The 17,321-nt window shown below is 61.5% G+C and carries 16 protein-coding genes and 1 pseudogene; 7 read left to right on the top strand and 10 right to left on the bottom strand.

Going from position 1 to position 17,321, the window contains the following annotated elements; translation table 11 throughout:
• Positions 1-7: 7 nt before the first annotated feature.
• The 10 genes and pseudogenes from IVB54_RS41295 to IVB54_RS41250 form a co-directional block, all read right to left on the bottom strand.
• Positions 8-2,017, bottom strand: a pseudogene (locus tag IVB54_RS41295) (formate dehydrogenase subunit alpha); the annotation flags it as partial.
• 30 nt (positions 2,018-2,047) lie between these two features.
• On the bottom strand, positions 2,048-2,515 hold the full coding sequence (locus IVB54_RS41290) for a tripartite tricarboxylate transporter TctB family protein (protein ID WP_247476248.1): 468 nt from the start codon (positions 2,513-2,515) through the stop codon (positions 2,048-2,050).
• Positions 2,516-2,525: 10 nt separating this feature from the next.
• On the bottom strand, positions 2,526-3,020 hold the full coding sequence (locus IVB54_RS41285) for an XRE family transcriptional regulator (RefSeq protein WP_247402289.1): 495 nt from the start codon (positions 3,018-3,020) through the stop codon (positions 2,526-2,528).
• A gap of 126 nt (positions 3,021-3,146) precedes the next feature.
• Positions 3,147-4,097 carry a PDR/VanB family oxidoreductase gene (locus IVB54_RS41280; RefSeq protein ID WP_247402292.1) on the bottom strand — a complete coding sequence of 317 codons (951 nt, stop codon included), beginning with the start codon at positions 4,095-4,097 and terminating at the stop codon, positions 3,147-3,149.
• Positions 4,098-4,610 (bottom strand): MOSC domain-containing protein, encoded by a 513-nt coding sequence (locus IVB54_RS41275; protein ID WP_247282255.1) that lies wholly within the window; start codon positions 4,608-4,610, stop codon positions 4,098-4,100.
• A gap of 32 nt (positions 4,611-4,642) precedes the next feature.
• Positions 4,643-6,286, bottom strand: coding sequence for a thiamine pyrophosphate-dependent enzyme (locus IVB54_RS41270; RefSeq protein WP_247476246.1), 1,644 nt, complete (start codon positions 6,284-6,286; stop codon positions 4,643-4,645).
• Positions 6,283-6,960 carry a 3-oxoacid CoA-transferase subunit B gene (locus tag IVB54_RS41265; RefSeq protein ID WP_247337895.1) on the bottom strand — a complete coding sequence of 226 codons (678 nt, stop codon included), beginning with the start codon at positions 6,958-6,960 and terminating at the stop codon, positions 6,283-6,285. Before IVB54_RS41265 ends, IVB54_RS41270 begins: the two co-directional genes overlap by 4 nt.
• Positions 6,957-7,619 (bottom strand): 3-oxoacid CoA-transferase subunit A, encoded by a 663-nt coding sequence (locus IVB54_RS41260; protein WP_018456527.1) that lies wholly within the window; start codon positions 7,617-7,619, stop codon positions 6,957-6,959. Before IVB54_RS41260 ends, IVB54_RS41265 begins: the two co-directional genes overlap by 4 nt.
• A 19-nt stretch (positions 7,620-7,638) precedes the next feature.
• Positions 7,639-8,817, bottom strand: a complete 1,179-nt coding sequence (locus tag IVB54_RS41255) for an acyl-CoA dehydrogenase family protein (protein ID WP_247471529.1) — start codon at positions 8,815-8,817, stop codon at positions 7,639-7,641.
• 18 nt (positions 8,818-8,835) lie between these two features.
• Positions 8,836-9,804 (bottom strand): tripartite tricarboxylate transporter substrate binding protein, encoded by a 969-nt coding sequence (locus IVB54_RS41250; RefSeq protein WP_247777620.1) that lies wholly within the window; start codon positions 9,802-9,804, stop codon positions 8,836-8,838.
• A 263-nt stretch (positions 9,805-10,067) separates the two neighbouring features.
• Here IVB54_RS41250 and IVB54_RS41245 point away from each other — a divergent pair, with 263 nt between their 5' ends.
• From IVB54_RS41245 to IVB54_RS41215, 7 genes are all read left to right on the top strand, one after another.
• Positions 10,068-10,730: a TetR/AcrR family transcriptional regulator gene (locus tag IVB54_RS41245; RefSeq protein ID WP_247367219.1), complete on the top strand. Its 663-nt coding sequence runs from the start codon at positions 10,068-10,070 to the stop codon at positions 10,728-10,730.
• Between the two features lie 13 nt (positions 10,731-10,743).
• Positions 10,744-11,727 (top strand): MDR family oxidoreductase, encoded by a 984-nt coding sequence (locus tag IVB54_RS41240; protein WP_247337888.1) that lies wholly within the window; start codon positions 10,744-10,746, stop codon positions 11,725-11,727.
• 97 nt (positions 11,728-11,824) lie between these two features.
• The gene (locus tag IVB54_RS41235) at positions 11,825-13,033 is read left to right on the top strand and encodes a PLP-dependent aspartate aminotransferase family protein (RefSeq protein WP_247360215.1); all 1,209 of its coding nucleotides are present in this window, start codon (positions 11,825-11,827) and stop codon (positions 13,031-13,033) included.
• A gap of 38 nt (positions 13,034-13,071) precedes the next feature.
• Complete coding sequence (locus IVB54_RS41230) at positions 13,072-13,563, top strand: ester cyclase (RefSeq protein ID WP_247337885.1); 492 nt, start codon at positions 13,072-13,074, stop codon at positions 13,561-13,563.
• Positions 13,564-14,875: 1,312 nt separating this feature from the next.
• Positions 14,876-15,142, top strand: coding sequence for a DUF2939 domain-containing protein (locus tag IVB54_RS41225; RefSeq protein WP_247376622.1), 267 nt, complete (start codon positions 14,876-14,878; stop codon positions 15,140-15,142).
• Between the two features lie 19 nt (positions 15,143-15,161).
• A complete protein-coding gene (locus tag IVB54_RS41220; protein WP_247367233.1) occupies positions 15,162-15,677 on the top strand; it encodes a hypothetical protein in 516 nt (171 codons plus the stop codon).
• A gap of 441 nt (positions 15,678-16,118) precedes the next feature.
• Positions 16,119-16,736 (top strand): NYN domain-containing protein, encoded by a 618-nt coding sequence (locus IVB54_RS41215; protein ID WP_247777619.1) that lies wholly within the window; start codon positions 16,119-16,121, stop codon positions 16,734-16,736.
• Positions 16,737-17,321 lie beyond the last annotated feature (585 nt).

Below are 17,321 nucleotides of genomic sequence, written 5' to 3'. Positions count from 1 at the left end.
TTGCTCCTTATGCCGCCGCGATCTGGCAAAGAGTGACCTTCGGCTCCTGCATGCCTGTCGCGGGATCATACCCGTAGGTCGTGATGGTGTTCGCGCTTTCGCCGAGCACGATGGGATCGGTCCCCTTCGGGTAGGCACTGCGAAGATCCTTGCCCCCCAGCCAGCCGCCGAAATGGAAGGGCATCCAGGCGACGCCCTTGCCGACACGCTCGGTGACGAGCGCCTTCATTCTCGCCCTGGAATTGTTCTCGGCGCCGGTGACCCAGACCCAGCCGCCGTCCTTGACGCCGCGATCGGAAGCATCGGCCGGGTTGATTTCGATGAACATGTCCTGCTGCAATTCGGCAAGCCACGGATTGGTACGCGTCTCCTCCCCGCCGCCCTCATACTCGACCAGACGGCCCGAAGAGAGGATGAGCGGGAACTGCTTGGCAATCCCCTTCTCCACCGCAGCCTTCTGCACCGAAAAGCCGATGTTGGGCATGCGAAACTGCTTGGCATCGGGCAGCGTCGGATATTTCTCGACGAGGTCGACACGTGGCGTATAGATCGGCTCGCGATGGACCGGAATCGGATCAGGCAGGCCGAAGGCGTTCATGCGTGCCTTGCCATTGCCGTACGGCACGCAGCCGTGTTTGAGCGCGACCCGCTGGATGCCCCCTGAGAGATCGAGCGACCATGACACCGAATCCGGATTGGTCGGATTAACCTTCATGATCGTAGCCATCTCCGCTTCGGTGAGATCGCTATCCCAGCCAAGCTTCTTTAGGCTCGCCAGAGTGAATTCGGGATAGCCGTCCTGGATTTCGGAATCCTTGGAGTAGGATTTGTCGGCCAGCAGGCTAACCTTGCGCGTAGACCCGTCTGGCAGCTTCTCCTCGCGTTCGATGCCGAAGCGGGGCCGGAACGTGCCGCCGCCATCCATCACCGCGAGATTGGTGTTGTAGAGCAGCGGCGTGCCGGGATGCCGGACCTCCGGCGAGCCCCAGCATGGCCACGGCAGGCCGTAATAATCGCCGCCGACCTCGGGATCGTCCTTAGGGGCACGCATCGTCAGCATGTCGAACTTCGCCTGGTTCTTCATGTGCGCCTTAAGCCGCTCAGGCGATTGCCCGCAGTAGCCCGTTGACCAGCTGCCGCGGTTCATTTCGCGCAGCACATCTTCTGCTTCAGGCAGATTGTTCTCGACCTTGATCTGCTTGAACATCTGGTCGGCGAAGCCGAGCTTCTTGGCCACCAGATAGATGACCTCGAGATCGTCCTTGGATTCGAAGATCGGTTTGACGATCTGCTCGCCCCATTGCAGCGAGCGGTTCGAGGCGACGCGCGATCCCTTGCATTCGAATTGCGTGGCCACGGGAAGGATGTAGACGCCATCCTTGCGGCCGGCCTCGACCGCCAATGACGCCCAGGTCGTGGGATGCGGGTCGGCAATGACAAGCAGGTCCAGCGCCTTCAGGCCGTTGAGAGACTCCGGAATGCGCGTGATGCTGTTGCTGGCGTGCCCCTGAACGAACACTGCCCGTACGTTGTCCTTCTGAGCGATCTGATCCTTCGGCAGCGTCACCGCCTCGAACCAGCGAGTCAGCGGAATGCCGGGAGTCTCCATGATCTGCTTGGAATCGAAGCGCGACTTCAAGAACTCGTAGTCAACGTCCCAGACCCGCGACCAGTGCTTCCACGCGCCTTCGGCGAGGCCGTAGTAGAACGGCAACGTCACAATATCGAGCCCGACGTCGGTGGCGCCCTGCACATTGTCGTGGCCGCGGAAGATGTTGGCGCCCATGCCCGGTCCCCCCACATTGCCGGTCAAAAGCAGCAGGATGCAGCTCGCCCTCACATTGGCGGTGCCGACGGTCTTCTGGGTCTGGCCCATGGCCCAGATCAACGTCGACGGCTTCTCGGTGGCGAACATCTGGGCGACCCGCTTGAGCTGTTCGCCTGGAATGCTGGCGACGCGCTCGACCTCTTCCGGATTCCATTTCTCCACTTCCTTGCGGAGATCGTCGAAGCCGTACCAGAGATCGGAAAGCGCGCTCGCGAACATCTAAAACCCCCAACGGTACAGCGGGAAAGGAACCTTGAGCACGTAGGAAAAGAGGAGGCAGCCGACGACCGCGACGACCGCGGCCAGGACGGCTGATCCTTTCAGCGTGGCGGTCCTGTCGCCGAGCGCGGAGACGAAGACGCACATGAAGGTGGCCGCGGCCATTCCGAAATAGAGGCCGAAGAGGACGAACATCAGAGGACCCGCGAGGATGCAGGCCCAGCCACGCCATTCCATCGCCGCGGGCAAGACGCGCTCTCCCTCTTTGAGAGGCGTCGCCAATCCGGTGACGAAGATCAGGGCTCCGACGAGAACCATCATGAGGCCGAGCATCAACGGAAACATGCCCGGTCCCACGTGCGCCAAGGTCCCGAGCGAATATGTTGCTGAGTTGACGCCGATCCCGGCGCCCAGCAGCACCATGAGCAGCCCGGCGTAGAAGTCCTTCTTCCGCAGCATCATCGGCATATCGGCACCTCTAGTTGGTTTTGGTCGCTATCACGACGAGCGCCGAGGCTGGTTCGGAAGACACCTGCGTCAGTTTGTGCGGAATCGTGGAGTCGAACTGGACGCAATCGCCCGGCTTCAAATTTTCCTTGCGCTTTCCGATGACGAGCTCGATCCGGCCGGAGAGAATGAACAGGATTTCCTCACCTTCGTGGTGACTCATGATGCGACCGCGTTTCGCCGTCTTGGTCGGTCGCACGATAAAGGCGCGCATGGTGCGGCCGGGAGCCAGACCGGCGACTAGCGACAGGTGCGTGTCGACGTCGCCGGCCTTCCCGTTCTTCGCGCGGACAATCGTGATCGGGTCGTGGTCGTCCGGCTGGCCGTAGAAGCGGTCTAAGGTCGTTCCGAGAGCCGCGGCGATCTTGAGGGCGGAGCCTATCGACGGAGAGGAGAGCCCGCGTTCCAGCTTGGAAAGATAGCTGCGGGTCAAACCGGAATCGGCGGCAAGCTGCTCCAGCGTCATGCCGCTCTGCACGCGAAGGAATTTGAGGTTGAGTGTCATTGCGCTCGGCTCTTTCCCAAGTTATTGCCCGCATCGATCTCGCACCAAATCACCGATAGTTCCAACCTTAGAACGGGTGCCGACTGATCACAGATCCAGCACTAGCCGTTGTCCGGCGCAATCGCCCACGCAGACGATGAGCTCATTCTGCCGCTCAGCAGGCGAAAGCACGCGATCGCGATGGATGGGCGGCCCCTCGGTCCAGCGCGTGCGGCAGGCGCCACAGATGCCGCCGCCGCAGGACACGGGGACGTCGACGCCGAGGGCATCGAGCGTTCCGAGAAGACCAACATCTGGCGTGACAGTTGCAAGCTTCTGGCTCGCCGACAGATACAGCTCGTAGGGAGGCACGTCGCTTCGGGCGATGGCCTTGGGCGGGGTGAACATTTCGATGTGTTTGCGCTCTTCCGGCCAGGCCGAGACGGCATCTTCGAAAGCCTTCAGCATCGCTGCGGGTCCGCAGCAGGCCGCTAGGCCACATCTGGCAAATTCCCCGACAATTTCGGCGATGACGGGCTTGGCCTGCGCGGTCGTATCGTAGAGGCGGACACGGCCTGCTCCGATTGCCGGCGCGATCATGTCGGTCAGGACCGGTCGTCCGCGGCTGGTCCAGTGCAGCACGTAGTTCGAGCGCCCTCGTCGTTCGAGATGCCGAATTGCGGAGATGAACGGGGTTACACCGATGCCTCCCGCGAGGAATACGTTCGTTCCCTCCTGGTCCAGTGCGATCCCGCCGCGCGGCAGCGAGACCGAAATCGGCTGTCCCGCCTCCACGCGATCGTGCAGGAAGTTCGAGCCGCCGCGTCCTTCGCGTTCGCGCTTCACCGCGATCACGTAGCGCCGATCATCGTCCGGTTCATTGCAGAGCGAATAAGTCCGGACGAGACCCTGGTCCAGGTGAACGTCGATATGGGCCCCGGCCCGAAAGGGTGGCAGCTCCCAATCATCCTGGTCGACCAGCGTGAAGCGCTTGGTGTCGTTGCCGAGATCCTCGACCTTCGAGACGACGGTGGAGACCGTCTTGATCGCCTTCGCCATCTAGATCGGCCTCACGGCGTCGCCTACGCGTAGCGTGCCCCCTGCGATGATCTTGCAGTTCAGCCCCGACCGGTTGATCAACGGATCGAAGACGGACTTGCCGAGTATCTCCTCGATGTGCCGGCACGGCGTTGAAAGGCGGGTCGCCTCGACAATCGCTTCTCCGAGCCGGAAGCGACGGCCGACGAGATGATTGAGCGGGACGCCTTCGACGGTCACGTTCCGGCGATGTTCCTCGGGCAGCAACTCAATCTTGTGGTCGCGTTGCAGGGCCTCGAGCGTCTCCATCTCGAACAGGGTGACCTGCCGCCCCTCCTCCGGCTTGTGGGAGTAGAATCCTGTTTCGTGGCCGGCGAAATATCGATCGCCCTCGATACCGCGTCCAGCGACGAGCTCGAGCGAGGGAAACGAGCGCATCGGCAAAAAGGCACGCGGGGTCTTGTGCAAAAAGCGGACGACGCCCTGCCAGGACATGGTGACCTCGGGCTCATCGATTGCGGTCGCGTCCATCATGTTCTCTCCATGGGCCTTAATCCGAACTGGTCTCAACGTGATGCGGCGAGCGATTTGTCAAGGGTCTGGCGCACGTCTGATCGCACCTCGATGACGACCGGTCCCTTGGTCGTCATCGCCTCTGCGACCGTCGACGGAGCACTCTCCGCGTCCTCGATGATGAATCCCTTCGCGCCGAAGGCACGCGCCAAGGCAGCGAAGTCGGGATTTGAGAGGTCAGTGCCGTAGGGACGATCTGGAAAGGCTCGCTCCTGGTGCGACCGGATGGTCCCGTAGGACTGGTTATTGGATACGACGATCGTGAGGTTCGCGCCTCTGGCGACGGCCGTCGCAAGCTCATTGCCCGTCATCAGGAAGCCGCCGTCTCCGCAGAAGGCAACCACCTGCCGCTCCGGAAAGCGAAGGCTGGCAGCGAGCCCGGACGGGACCCCACTGCCCATCGCCCCGCAAGCCGAGCCGAGCAGCCGCGCGGTCGGCTCGAGGCTGAAGATGCGATGGACCCATCCGGCGAAATTGCCTGAATCCGTCGTGACGATGCCATCGGGCCTGAAGTGCGCGGCGATCGCCGCCACCGCGTGACCGAAGACGTCCGCCGATGGTACGCCGAACTGAGGCCAACCATGCGTGGCCGTCCGCGCCGCGGCAGCCGCGGAGGACCACTCGGCGCAGGCCCGCGCCGTCGCGGGAGCTGCGAGCATGGCGGACACGAATGCATGCGATCCAGAGACGACCGCGACGTCGGTTCGGACGCGCTTTCCGATCGCATCGGGATCTGGATAGACATGGACCAATGGCTGGCGAGGCTCGGCCTGTCTCGGAAACGCAAAGCCGAGCGAGGACAGATCGCCCAGACGTGTTCCGACAGCAACGACGAGGTCGGCGCGTTCGAGCAGTTTCACATGAGGCTGAGACGTGAAGAACCCGAACTGACCCGCCCACAGCGGGTGAGAGTTCGGGAACTGGTCCTGCATTTTGTTCATAGTGACGACCGGCACGTTCCATTTCTCGGAAAACGCGATCAGATCTTGGCGGAACGATGCCGCCCGGCATTCGCCGCCGACGAGCAGGATCGGCCTCTCCGACGCCGTCAACGCCGCCCTCGCCTGTTCAATGGCCGCAGCACCGGGCTCCGGACGCACAGCTCCGTTGGCTGTGGCCACAATTCCCTTGGCCGGGTCTTCAAGGAGATCTTCCGGCAGTTCGATGGCGACGGGACCTGGCGTTCCCGCATGGGCCACGGCGAACGCGCGGGCCATCATCTCTGGAACGAGATCCGCCGAGTTCAGACGCACCGACCACTTCAGCACGCCATCGAAAGATCGGCCGCAGTCGATCTCCTGCACCGCGTCCCTTGCGAGGTTCGGACGATCGACCTGACCGACCAGCATCACCAGCGGAATCGCCTCCTGCGCCGCGACGTGAAGTCCGAGCGCGGCGTTGAAGGCGCCCGGACCACGGCTCGTCATCACGACGCCTGCGCGCCCTGTGAGTTTGGCGTCAGCGACCGCCGCGAGGCTCGCGCTTCCTTCGTGCCGGCAGGTCACCAGATCGAAATCGTTACGGTCGCGCAGCGCGTCCAGCAGCGCCAGAAAGCTTTCTCCCGGGACGCCGAAGGCCCTGTCCACCCCGTGCGCGACGAGACAGTCCGCGACGAGTTCCGCGACGCGATAGGTCATGCGACGCTCCCGTCCTGCCTGATGGTCAGGGGATCACCCAGCACGCGCAGTGGCGCCTCCGTCCGATCTCGCAGCGCCTCGATCGCGAGGCCGTCGAGTAGGGCCCGAACGGTCAGGCCGTCCTCGGCTACGTCGATGATGCAGAGGTTGGTGAAGATGCGGGTCACCACTCCGCGCGCCGTGAGCGGATATCCACATCGCTCCACGATGCGGGAGCGGCCATCCTTGGTGGTGTGGTCCATCATTACCCAGATCGACTTGGCGCCGACCGCCAGATCGATGGCTCCGCCGATGCCGGGCGGAGACCCGTTGTCACCCGTCGTCCAGTTGGCGAGATCACCACTCTTGGACACCTGAAAGGCGCCGAGCACGGCCACGTCGAGATGACCGCCTCGCATCATCGCGAACGAGAGGCTGGAGTCGAAGTAGGAACCGCCGGTCCGGATCGAGATGGGCATCTTCCCTGCATTAATGAGATCCCAGTCCTCTTCGCCCGCCGCCGGCTTCGGACCTACGTTGAGGACGCCGTTCTCGCTGTGAAGGATCACGCCAGACCCCTCCGGCAGGTAGTCGGCGACGTGCGTCGGGGCGCCGATACCGAGATTGACGAATCCTTCCTGCGGCAGATGAAGTGCGACCATGCGCGCCAGCGCATCGCGTGCAAGCGGTGTCATCGGGAGCTCCTTGCGAAAACGCGATCGACGAAGATGCATGGAGTGACTATGGCTTCCGGATCCAAATCGCCGACGTTGACCACGCGGTCGACTTCCACGGCGACCGTCCGGCCGGCGGTCGCCATCACCGCGCAGTGGTTGCGCGCCGTCTTGTTGTAGGTGACGTTGCCGAGCGTGTCGGCGAGATGACCTTTGACGAAAGCGAAATCTGCATGAAGCGGTAGCTCAAGAATAAATTCGCGCCCGTCGACGACGATCTTCTCCTTGCCGTCAGCGAATACCGTCCCGACGCCGACGGGAGAAAGGAAGCCGCCGAGACCGGCGCCGCCCGCCCGGATGCGCTCCACCAACGTGCCCTGCGGAACGAGTTCGAGCTCGACCGTGCCGGCACGATATTGTTCGGCGAACTGCTTGGCGCTGCGCGGATAGGAGCAGACGATCTTGCGAACGATCCTGGCTTCGAACCACAGCGACAGATCGTCCTCCGTGGAGCCGGCGTTGTTCGATATCAGCGTCAGGTCGCGGACGCCCCGGTCGAGCACCGCCTTGACCACTCCGAGCGGAAGCCCCGCTCCGCCGAACCCGCCCATCATGACGGCGTCGCCGTCCTTGATGCCTTCCACGGCCGCCGCCGCGTCTTCGACCACTACGTTGCGCATCGTAAATCCGCCGTCTCTGCTACGGGATTGATTTGAGGTACGTCGTTGACAGGCCACGGCCGACCCGGTCGAGCAGCATCTCGTTGGTGCCGTCGGCGTAGGCCGCCATCCGGACCTCGGCGAAATGCATGTTCAGGCGGTGGGCTGCGCCGGCGCCCGTCGCGCCGACGATCCGGACGCACTGATCGATGCCCCAAAGCGCGGTGTCGACAGCGAACTTCTTGGCTTGCGCAGCGAGGGCGACCGGATTTCCCCCGGTCTGTATCTGCTCGGCGGCGCGGAAGACGAGCGCGTTGGCGGCCTCAAGCCGGACCGACACCTCCGCCAGCTCCCAGCGCAGGCCCTGATGTTCGGTCAGCGGCTTTCCAAAGGCCTGCCGGCCTTCGCAGTAGTCCACCGCCTCGCACAGCGCCGCATACAGAGTCGCGACGCACATGGCGGCCACGTGAACGCGGGCCGCGTTGACCGACGCCATCGATGCCTTGAGCGCGGCGCCCGGCGCTGCGATCAGACACCAATCGGGAATGAAGTGAGCGTCGAAGGCCACTTCGGCCAGACGGAAGGAACGCGCTCCGGGAACGACGATCTCGGTGCGCTTCACCGTCTCGGCTTGGCCGAAGGGCACGTAAAAGCTGGCGATCTCACCCGCCCCCGCAGCGTCTCGGACGCGGGCCAGGACGATCAGACCACCGACCAGCAGGCCGTCGGTCATCCACGCCTTGGTGCCGCTCAGAGCCCAGCCGCCGTTGACTGGAACCGCGGTGGTGGTCAGGGCGGAGACATCGCTGCCACCGGCTGGCTCCGTCATGGCGGTTGTCAGAAGAAGCTCGCCGCGCAACGCGGGCTGCAGCAGACGCTCGATCTGGATCGACGTACCGGTTTGTGATAGGCGCGTCGCTCCGCCTTGATGGTGGTTCAGGCAGAACGCTGCCGCAAACCCGTGGTGCGACATTTCCTGCGCGACGCGGACTTTGCACAGATAAGACGCTTCCAAGCCACCGTGAGCGCGCTTGGCCTGGAGGCCCAGCATGCCGAGAGCGGCCCACTCGGCGATCCACTTCTGCGGGAACGCGTCACCTGACATGTGCGCGGCGAAGACGCTGTCGGAGAAGGTACCGGCGCAGAACGCCCGCGCCTTCGCCACGTGATCACGCTCTTCGGCGGAGAGATGAACGTCGTACTGGTGATAGAAGTCCACAGGAGATCCTTCGGCGAGCTACTTCTGAAGAGGCGCCCCAATGTCCTTAGCCCACTTATTCCAGTAGGCCTCTTCCTGTCCGACGTCGGCCGTGAAGGTCTCCACCGTCGAACCAGCGATCGGAGTTGCGCCGATCGTCTCCAACTGCTTCAGGAACTCCGGATCGCCCGAAGCCTTGTCGAGGGCGGCGCCAATCTTGGCGACGACGTCGGCCGGAAGGCCCGGCGGACCCGCGATCCCGAACCATGGGGAGATATCGATAGGCTTGCCGCCCGCCTCTTCGATTGTCGGCAGATCCGGGAAGGCCGGTGACCGCTCGGCCGACGTCACCGCTAGCGCCTTGAGGGTGCCGGCCTTGACCTGCTGGCCGATCGTGGCTTCGGTGAAGAAGCCCACCTGCAGGATGCCCGACATGCAATCGACGATCGGTTGATTGCCGCCCGAATAATTGATGAACGTCATCTTCGTATCATAGGCCATGTCGAACAGCGTGCCGCCGACATGGGACGTCGCCCCGAACGTACCGCCGAAGTTTACTTCTCCAGGGTGCGCCTTCAGATAGGCGACCAGTTCCGGAACGCTGGCCACAGGAAATTTCGGGCTCACGACGAGCAGATTCCGCTGCTTCGCGACCTTGCGAATGTAGGTGAAGCCATTCTGCTGATCGTAGCGCACGGACGCATAGAGTGCCTTGGCGCGAGTATTCGAGGACTCCACCGCGACGAGAAGCGTGTACCCGTCGGGCTTCGCGCGGGAGACGTTTGACGCGGCGATCATTCCGCCGGCACCACCATTGTTCTCGACGATGACGGTCTGGTTCAACTCCTTCGAGAGGAGACGGCCGATGACGCGGCCAATGATATCAGTCGGGCCTCCAGCCGGGAATCCGACGACCAGCTTGATCGTGGTCGAGGGATAGGCATCGGCCGCATCGGCCGGCTCAGCAATAAAGCCGAGACAAAGAATGGCGGCGCCGGCGGCGATCAACGCTCTGTTTCGCAAAGATCGAAACATGCAGCACCTCCCTCGAAGGACGACCCACCTTCAAGCCAAGGACACTTTGTGTCAAGTGTGAAACCATCGTGACCCGACCCAGAGGCGCACATTGAGCGGGCAAACGCTGCGGAAAAAGCGTGCATCATGCATGCTGCACCACACCTAGGCCAAATGTCGCGCCCGGCAGCCCGACCTTCCAGGGTTGCCAAACCCCATCGTTATGTTCTAGACGATCGGTCTATAGAGAACACAAAATGGCGAAATCTACAGACAACCACCGCAATGGGCAGGGCCGAAATCAAGTCGGCTATGCGCCGACCCGCGACGTTCTGATCCGTTGCGGAATGGAGGTGATGACCCAACAAGGTTTTGCAGCTACGGGCCTGGACGCGCTGCTGCGCCGCGCCACCGTGCCAAAGGGTTCGTTCTACCACTACTTCGAAAGCAAGGCCGACTACGGCCGCGAAATCATGAAGGCCTACGACTCCTTCTTCCGACACAAGCTGGACCGCGCCCTGGACGACGGAAGGCTTGCGCCGTTGGCGCGCATGCGAGCTTTCGTCGAAGGCGCCAAAGCGGGCATGGCGAAATACAGCTATACGCGCGGCTGCCTCGTCGGAAACCTCAGCCAAGAGGTCGAAGCGCTGCCCGACGATTACAGGTCCGCCTTGGACGAGATCGTCAAAGGATGGCAGCGGAAGGTGGCGCGTTGCCTGGAACGCGCATACGAGGCTGGCGAGATCGGCAGCGCGGACTGCGATGCCCTGGCTGAGTTTTTCTGGATCGGCTGGGAGGGAGCGGTGATGCGGGCGCGCCTCGTCAAGAACGGCCTCCCGCTCGATACCTTCATCGCCGGTTTCGTCGCCGGCCTGCCGCGTCCGGACGAGCCGAAGGCCAGGTCCAGAAGAAAATCGTGAAGAGGAGTTCGAGTTGTTCAAAGCCGTGTTGATCGAGAAGGACGAGCGGGGATATCGCGCCGACGTCGCTGAATTACCGGACAGCCGCCTCCCCGACGGTGAGGTGACGGTCGAAGTCGAGTTCAGCACGCTGAACTACAAGGATGGCCTCGCGATTACCGGCAAGGGCCCGATCGTGAGATCCTTCCCGCTGGTGCCCGGGATCGACTTCGCTGGCGTGGTGTCGTCGAGCTCCGACCCGACCTACACGCCGGGGGACCGGGTAGTTCTCAACGGCTGGGGTGTCGGCGAACAACATTGGGGCGGCCTGGCGCAGCGAGCAAAGGTCAAGGCCGATTGGTTGATCAAGCTGCCGCCCTCGATGCCTTCCCGCCGCGCGATGATCATCGGTACCGCGGGCTATACCGCGATGCTGTCGGTCGTAGCCCTCGAGAAGTATGGCATCCGTCCAGGCGCGGGCGACGTGCTGGTGACCGGGGCCGGCGGAGGCGTCGGCAGCATCGCAATCATGCTTCTCCACAAGCTCGGTTTCCGCGTCGTGGCTTCGACCGGCCGACCGGACGAGGAGCCCTATCTCAAGAGCCTGGGTGCTGCCGAGATCATCGACCGGTCACAATTGTCACAGCCCGGCAAGCCGCTGCAGAAGGAACGATGGATCGCCGCGATCGACTCGGTAGGCAGCCATACGCTCGCCAATGTTTGCGCCGGAATCAAACCGGACGGAGCGGTCGCCGCGTGCGGCATGGCGCAAGGATTGGAATTTCCCGCAAGCGTCGCCCCCTTCATCCTGCGAGGAGTGGCGCTGTTCGGCATCAACAGCGTGACCCGCTCGAAGGCAGAACGCGTCGAAGCCTGGGATCGTCTCGCTTCCTTGCTAACCGAAGCCGATCTGGAGAAGACGGCGGTCGAGATCGGTCTGAATGAGGTCGTCGCCGCGGCTCGCGGCCTGATGAGTGGCCAAGTGCGCGGGCGCACCGTCGTCAACGTCAATAGATGACATCGTCCGAAAAGTAGAGCGATGCGGCCGTGGCGGTCCGCCTCGGGGCAAATCTGAAAGCAATGACCGCTCGTCCAAAAATGGGAGATCCCCAAATATGGCTGCTTCGGAACGAATTGGAACGGATGAACCTGCGTTCGGGTTCTCGACGCGAGCGATCCACCATGGGTATGACCCTGCCCATCACTCTCGCGCGGTATCCCATCCCATTCATATGACGTCGACCTTCGCCTTCGACAGCGTCGCCGAATTAGATGCGGTGGCCGCATTGGGGGGCAAACTGTATGGGCGGGAGTTCAACCCGACGACCGCATTGCTGGAATCCCGCTTGGCAAACTTGGAGGGTGCCGAAGACGCCGTCGTCCTGGCCTCGGGAATGGCCGCGTTCGGTGCCCTGGTACTTTCGCTCCTATCCCAAGATGACGAACTCATCGTCCATCGGACCTTGTATTCGAATACGACGACCATGACGGAACAGGGCTTGCCGCGCTTCGGCATAAAGACCATCCCTGTCGATCTCAATGACCCCGCCAATCTGGATACTGTTCTCACATCTCGCAGTAGAGCCGTCTACTTTGAGACGCCGGTCAATCCCACAGGAGACGTGCTCGACATCGAAGCCATTGCGCAACGTGCTCGGCGGGCCGGCCTCTTGGTCATCGTCGACGGCACATTTGCATCTCCCGCGCTGCAGAGGCCTCTCCAATGGGCGGACATCGTGCTCCACTCCCTTACCAAGTATATCAGCGGGCATGGAGACGTTCTCGGAGGGGCTCTGCTGGGACGGACCGAGTTGATCGAAAAAATACGTGATCGCGGCTTGCGCTACATCACCGGTGCCGTCATGTCGCCGATGGTTTCTTCTCTGATTTTGCGCGGGATCAAGACGCTTCCTCTCCGAATGGACCGCCACGGGTCCAACGCACTTGCGATTGCGCGCATGCTCGATGCCCACTCGGCGGTAGAGTGGGTGAATTATCCATTTCTGCCGTCCCATCCGCGGCATGCAATCGCAAAGAGACAAATGTCAGCGGGCTCTGGAATGCTGTCCTTTGGTCTACGCGGGGGTTTTGATGCCGCCCGATGTTTTCTCGACCACCTCAAGCTCATTACGCTTGCCGTCAGTCTCGGAGATGCTGAAACGCTTATCATGCATCCCGCGAGCCTGGTTCATGCCCGGCGCGCCGTTCGTCCCGAAGCGCGCCTGCAAAGGGGAGTCGGAGATGACCTGATTCGCCTCTCGGTTGGTCTGGAAGACGAGGCAGATTTGCTCGGCGACCTTGAGCAGTCCCTGAATCGTCTCTAGGTCGCCCGCAACGAACGTTCGTCAAGGAGAGGCCAAAGATGATTGCGCCGCCGCCAGGACTCGAGCCCGCCATGGACTTTGCTCGGAATACTCTAAGCCCTCAGAAAGAGATCGTCCGAAAGTTCTACAAGGAAATGTGGGACAATGCGGACGTTGCTCTAATTCCCGAAATATTTCAGCCTGGCTTCACCTTCCGTGGCTCGCTCGGCCCCGTCCTCGTCGGCTTCGATCAGTTCGCGGACTACGTCCGATGGGTGACAGACTCTCTCGAGAACTATACGTCTGACATCCTTGATCTCTTCGAGGACGGCAACGTGGTCTCGGGCAAGCTGCGCTTCCACGGCATCCATCGAAAGCCGATGTTCGGCCATGCGCCCACCGGACGCCACGTGTGGTGGTACGGTGCGCCGATCTTCACGTTTCGAGGCGACAAGGTGAGCGATCTGTGGGTCTTGGGCGACATCCATGGACTGATCGGTCGTCTCGCGCCGGATGCGACTAGCGAACCGGAATTCACAACAAACAAGTAGCCCATGCTCCATGACCCTTCGCGCCGAGCGGACCACCTCTGGAAACGCAGACAAGCGATGTATACGCCTCCAACCTTCAAGAACGAAGACGTCGAGAGTATCCGCTCAGGGCGGGCGCCTCGTTGTGCGGTAAGACGCGGCGGCCTCACCATTCCCTGCTTTTCCGTAGGGTTTGGCGGAGCCAGCATAGAGGACTTGTAGCAGCGCCTTTTACGGCTACTCTGTGTCCAGCACCCCTCTCGCTTCGCAGCAAAATGTCGATGTCTCCTGTCGCGCGTTTTACGCACGCGATGTACCTCAAAGCTCGGTTAAGATTTCAGCCGCGGCCAAGCCGAAGGTTTGATCAGCGTCTACCGCGCCCTCGGTCCACTGCTTGGGTTTGTCGTTTGGCACCGCCAAGCTCTGGCTCGTCGGGAGAACAGCAAAATCGTTCCGTTCTGGAACTAAATGCCCGTTAAGTTGAGTTCGGTTCCGCCGAAATGGTGGTTGCAAACGAGACAAAGCTAGGGCAGATTTTTGTCACCGGGGCTGGCTACATATTTCACTTGGTCCTTTTAACCCGGCTTCATTCGACCGTGCGCAGGCCGCAGCGGTTTAAACCTCCCGCTGCGGCCTTCGTATTTGCCATTCGCCCTCCAGCATGAGCCGGCGACCACCACAGATTCCTAAGGTCAATAGCTATGCGCGGCCGCAAAGGCCCCATAGCCGACGATGAGGACGGCTCCGTCGCCAAGGGCCAGCAGCAATAGAAGGGCTGTGACCTTCGAACCGTTTCCTGCCTAGAAGAAGGGGCTGTACGCCAGGGACGTTCTCGCCAACAAGATGCAGATACGTCGCCATTCACCCCCTCGGCCACGGCGTTGCTCGACTAGCCCGCGAAGTAAGAGGGCTCGACTTTGAAGTTTAGCAACTGCTGTTGGTGACGGCCGTATTCCTGACCGTCTGTTTCGGAGTGTCAGCCTGGCGCATCTCGGACGAGAGGGACGTCGAAACCGCCGGTCAAATCCCGCACCAGTCCTTTGGTTTGAAGCCGGCCGCTCAATAGGAACATATCGACATCCAGAGAGTCGCATGCCCATAAAGCCTCCCTCAGACCAATGGATAAAGCGGTTGCCTATGCGATCTCGGTATTCATCGCCGTCCTCGGCGTCGGGATCTTTATTGCCGGTATCGGCTCCAGCTCGCCAGCCTTATGGACGTGCCTTGCGGTCGTTCTCATTTCGATTGGTCTAGTGAGTGCCTTTGGCGACTGTTAACGAGCGTCCGGCGCGCGGGCCTTGGAACAAAGCTCATTTGGCTCCATTGCAATTCCATGAAATGGCTGATCGGCGTCGTCTTGGCCGTCCTGGTCTGTGTAGGAATCTATGGCGGATCGGCTTTCGTTTCGCTGGTGGGTTTGGTTTCCGCCGTCCGGGGTGACGATATTGCGAAAATCGTGGCTCGGACGGATATGCCCCGCGTCCGCCATTCCATCGTTGACCAGGTGATGACGGCCTACCTGGACCGGCTCGGACAAAAACGCCTGCTGCGACCGATCGAGCGAATAGCCATCAACGCATTTGGTGCAACGAATCGCTGATGATCTGGCAGCCAAGCTCATGACGCCGGAAAACCTGTCGCTACTTCTGAAAAGCGGGCCTGTTCGCAACGCGGCGGAGAACTTCACTTTCGGAACGATGTGGTCACTGGCCGAGTTCGACATCTCGAACATCTTTGCCTTGGCCGGACGGATCACCTTTGTGAAGCCCGTCGAGTCTGCATTGCGGCTTGGGGGAGGCCAGGAGGCAGGCAGCATCAGCATGCATCTTGAAGGGCCAACTTGGAAGCTTTCTGGCAGCGGGCTGCCACCGAAGGTTCTCACCAACATCGTGGACCGGCTCCCGGCGATGAGGCTTGCGACGAAGCGCTTTCGGAATCTCGTTCGGGTGGCCGGTCTGCTCGGTGGACCAGTCCTTCAAGGTCTCCGTGGCACCCCGCTTCTATCCGGTCACCCGCTCCGACGGCGTCTGCAGACCCGCCTCAATGGCCGGGATGTCCGTCTCGGCCCAGGCGATGCACCTCCGAAAGCCCTTGCTGGCATTCAGGTCGATGCCACCGTGCCGACCTATCTTTAGATCTCATTCCGTTGCGATAAGGAGCGGTCAGCAGCAACTGGAATATGGCTCGAGAAGCCATGTAACGCGCTGCGGACCGGCTTCTCTCCCTTCCGACCAACAAAAGGTTTCCGGATGGACTCGAAACAGACCACCGCCAGCCGCGGCCGCGCCGATCAATCCAAAGATCAAAGAGAGCAAAATCGCCAACTCTCATGGCGCGAGCACCCCGAAATAAGGACCTGGAAATAGACAAGACACATTACAAATCTGACAGCCCAACTTTCGGCTAATGTCGGGTTTCCAAGGCGTGATACCATTTGAAAAAAGTAGAAGGTTAAGCGTCCGTCTACTCGACGATCTCCGGTAGTGATCTATATAGAATGCGACCGCCCGTGCGCATCGCGTATCCGAGATGCTTCCAGGCTTGCTCCGAGCTGCTCCACTGAAGGCGTGAATCGAATGTCACCTTCCTCTACGGACAAGATCGCGCTCTTCATCGATGGAGCCAATCTCTACGCGACGGCAAAAACTCTGGGCTTCGACATCGATTACAAGCGCCTGCTGAAGGAGTTTCAGAGCCGCGGGACGCTACTTAGGGCGTTCTACTACACCGCGATCATCGAGGATCAGGAGTACTCCTCGATCCGGCCGCTGATCGACTGGCTCGACTACAACGGCTACACCGTCGTCACCAAGGCGACCAAGGAGTTCATCGACGCCTCCGGCCGCCGCAAGGTCAAGGGCAACATGGACATCGAGCTCGCCGTGAACGCCATGGAGCTCGCCGAGCACATCGACCAGATGGTGCTGTTCTCGGGTGACGGCGACTTCCGCTCCCTGGTCGAGGCGGTTCAGCGTCGCGGCGTGCGGGTCACGGTGATTTCCACGATCGCCAGCCAGCCGCCGATGATCGCCGACGAACTGCGCCGCCAGGCTGACGTCTTCACGGACCTCGTCGAGCTGCAGTCCAAGCTCGGTCGCGATCCGTCCGAACGCCCCGCTCCGCGTGACCGCGAAGCGCGTGCACACCTGCCGAAATTCTTGCAAGAGCCGAAAGGAAACGACCCACACGATTAGACTGCTAAGGCGCGCGTGTTTCGATCAATTTGAGCAGGTTAATCACGATCGATTTCAGAAGAAAAAACGCCGCCTGCTTGAATAATCGCAGGCGGCGGCTTCCCAGCCCCGGGGGATGAGCAAAATCCCGGTGGCAAGTCCCGAGCATAAGTCGTGCCAAGAATTGGCATCGGTTCTGACTTTCTATGTCAGCGCCCAGGCATCCCCCTTGCTAGGTCGCCCACTGGAGCGTTCTTTTCATGCAGAGCATCGGGTATTCCCCTTCTGATCAAAGCCACATCTAGCGCACGTCCAGTTTGAAACGATCCATCCCTTCTTGGACGGCACTGGTCGCCTTGGCCGCCTGCTCATTACCTTCCAGCTCTGCGAAGCGGCGAGCTCAAGCAGCCAGAGCTTTATCTCAGCCTCTATTTCAAGGCTCACCGGAAGCGGTACTACGAACTCCTCCAGAGCGTCCGCGAGACCGGCGATTGGGATAGCTGGATTTTGTTTTTCCTTGAAGGCGTTGTCGAAACCGCTACGCAGGCAACTGACACCGCCGGCCAACTTCTGGACTTGTTCGAGAAGGACCGGCGAGCCACATCG

Source organism: Bradyrhizobium sp. CW1 (genome assembly GCF_023100665.1).
GTDB lineage: Bacteria > Pseudomonadota > Alphaproteobacteria > Rhizobiales > Xanthobacteraceae > Bradyrhizobium > Bradyrhizobium canariense_D.
Note: the sequence above shows the minus strand (reverse complement) of the source record. Positions and strands in the feature narration are given on the sequence as shown.

Coding starts and splice junctions, on each gene's coding strand:
- IVB54_RS41245 (WP_247367219.1), top strand. CDS start 10,068: ATGGCGAAATCTACAGACAACCACCGCAATGGGCAGGGCCGAAATCAA.
- IVB54_RS41265 (WP_247337895.1), bottom strand. CDS start 6,960: ATGACACCGCTTGCACGCGATGCGCTGGCGCGCATGGTCGCACTTCAT.
- IVB54_RS41235 (WP_247360215.1), top strand. CDS start 11,825: ATGGCTGCTTCGGAACGAATTGGAACGGATGAACCTGCGTTCGGGTTC.
- IVB54_RS41225 (WP_247376622.1), top strand. CDS start 14,876: ATGAAATGGCTGATCGGCGTCGTCTTGGCCGTCCTGGTCTGTGTAGGA.
- IVB54_RS41230 (WP_247337885.1), top strand. CDS start 13,072: ATGATTGCGCCGCCGCCAGGACTCGAGCCCGCCATGGACTTTGCTCGG.
- IVB54_RS41285 (WP_247402289.1), bottom strand. CDS start 3,020: ATGACGCTGGAGCAGCTTGCCGCCGATTCCGGTTTGACCCGCAGCTAT.
- IVB54_RS41275 (WP_247282255.1), bottom strand. CDS start 4,610: ATGATGGACGCGACCGCAATCGATGAGCCCGAGGTCACCATGTCCTGG.
- IVB54_RS41270 (WP_247476246.1), bottom strand. CDS start 6,286: ATGACCTATCGCGTCGCGGAACTCGTCGCGGACTGTCTCGTCGCGCAC.
- IVB54_RS41215 (WP_247777619.1), top strand. CDS start 16,119: ATGTCACCTTCCTCTACGGACAAGATCGCGCTCTTCATCGATGGAGCC.
- IVB54_RS41280 (WP_247402292.1), bottom strand. CDS start 4,097: ATGGCGAAGGCGATCAAGACGGTCTCCACCGTCGTCTCGAAGGTCGAG.
- IVB54_RS41290 (WP_247476248.1), bottom strand. CDS start 2,515: ATGCCGATGATGCTGCGGAAGAAGGACTTCTACGCCGGGCTGCTCATG.
- IVB54_RS41260 (WP_018456527.1), bottom strand. CDS start 7,619: ATGCGCAACGTAGTGGTCGAAGACGCGGCGGCGGCCGTGGAAGGCATC.
- IVB54_RS41220 (WP_247367233.1), top strand. CDS start 15,162: ATGACGCCGGAAAACCTGTCGCTACTTCTGAAAAGCGGGCCTGTTCGC.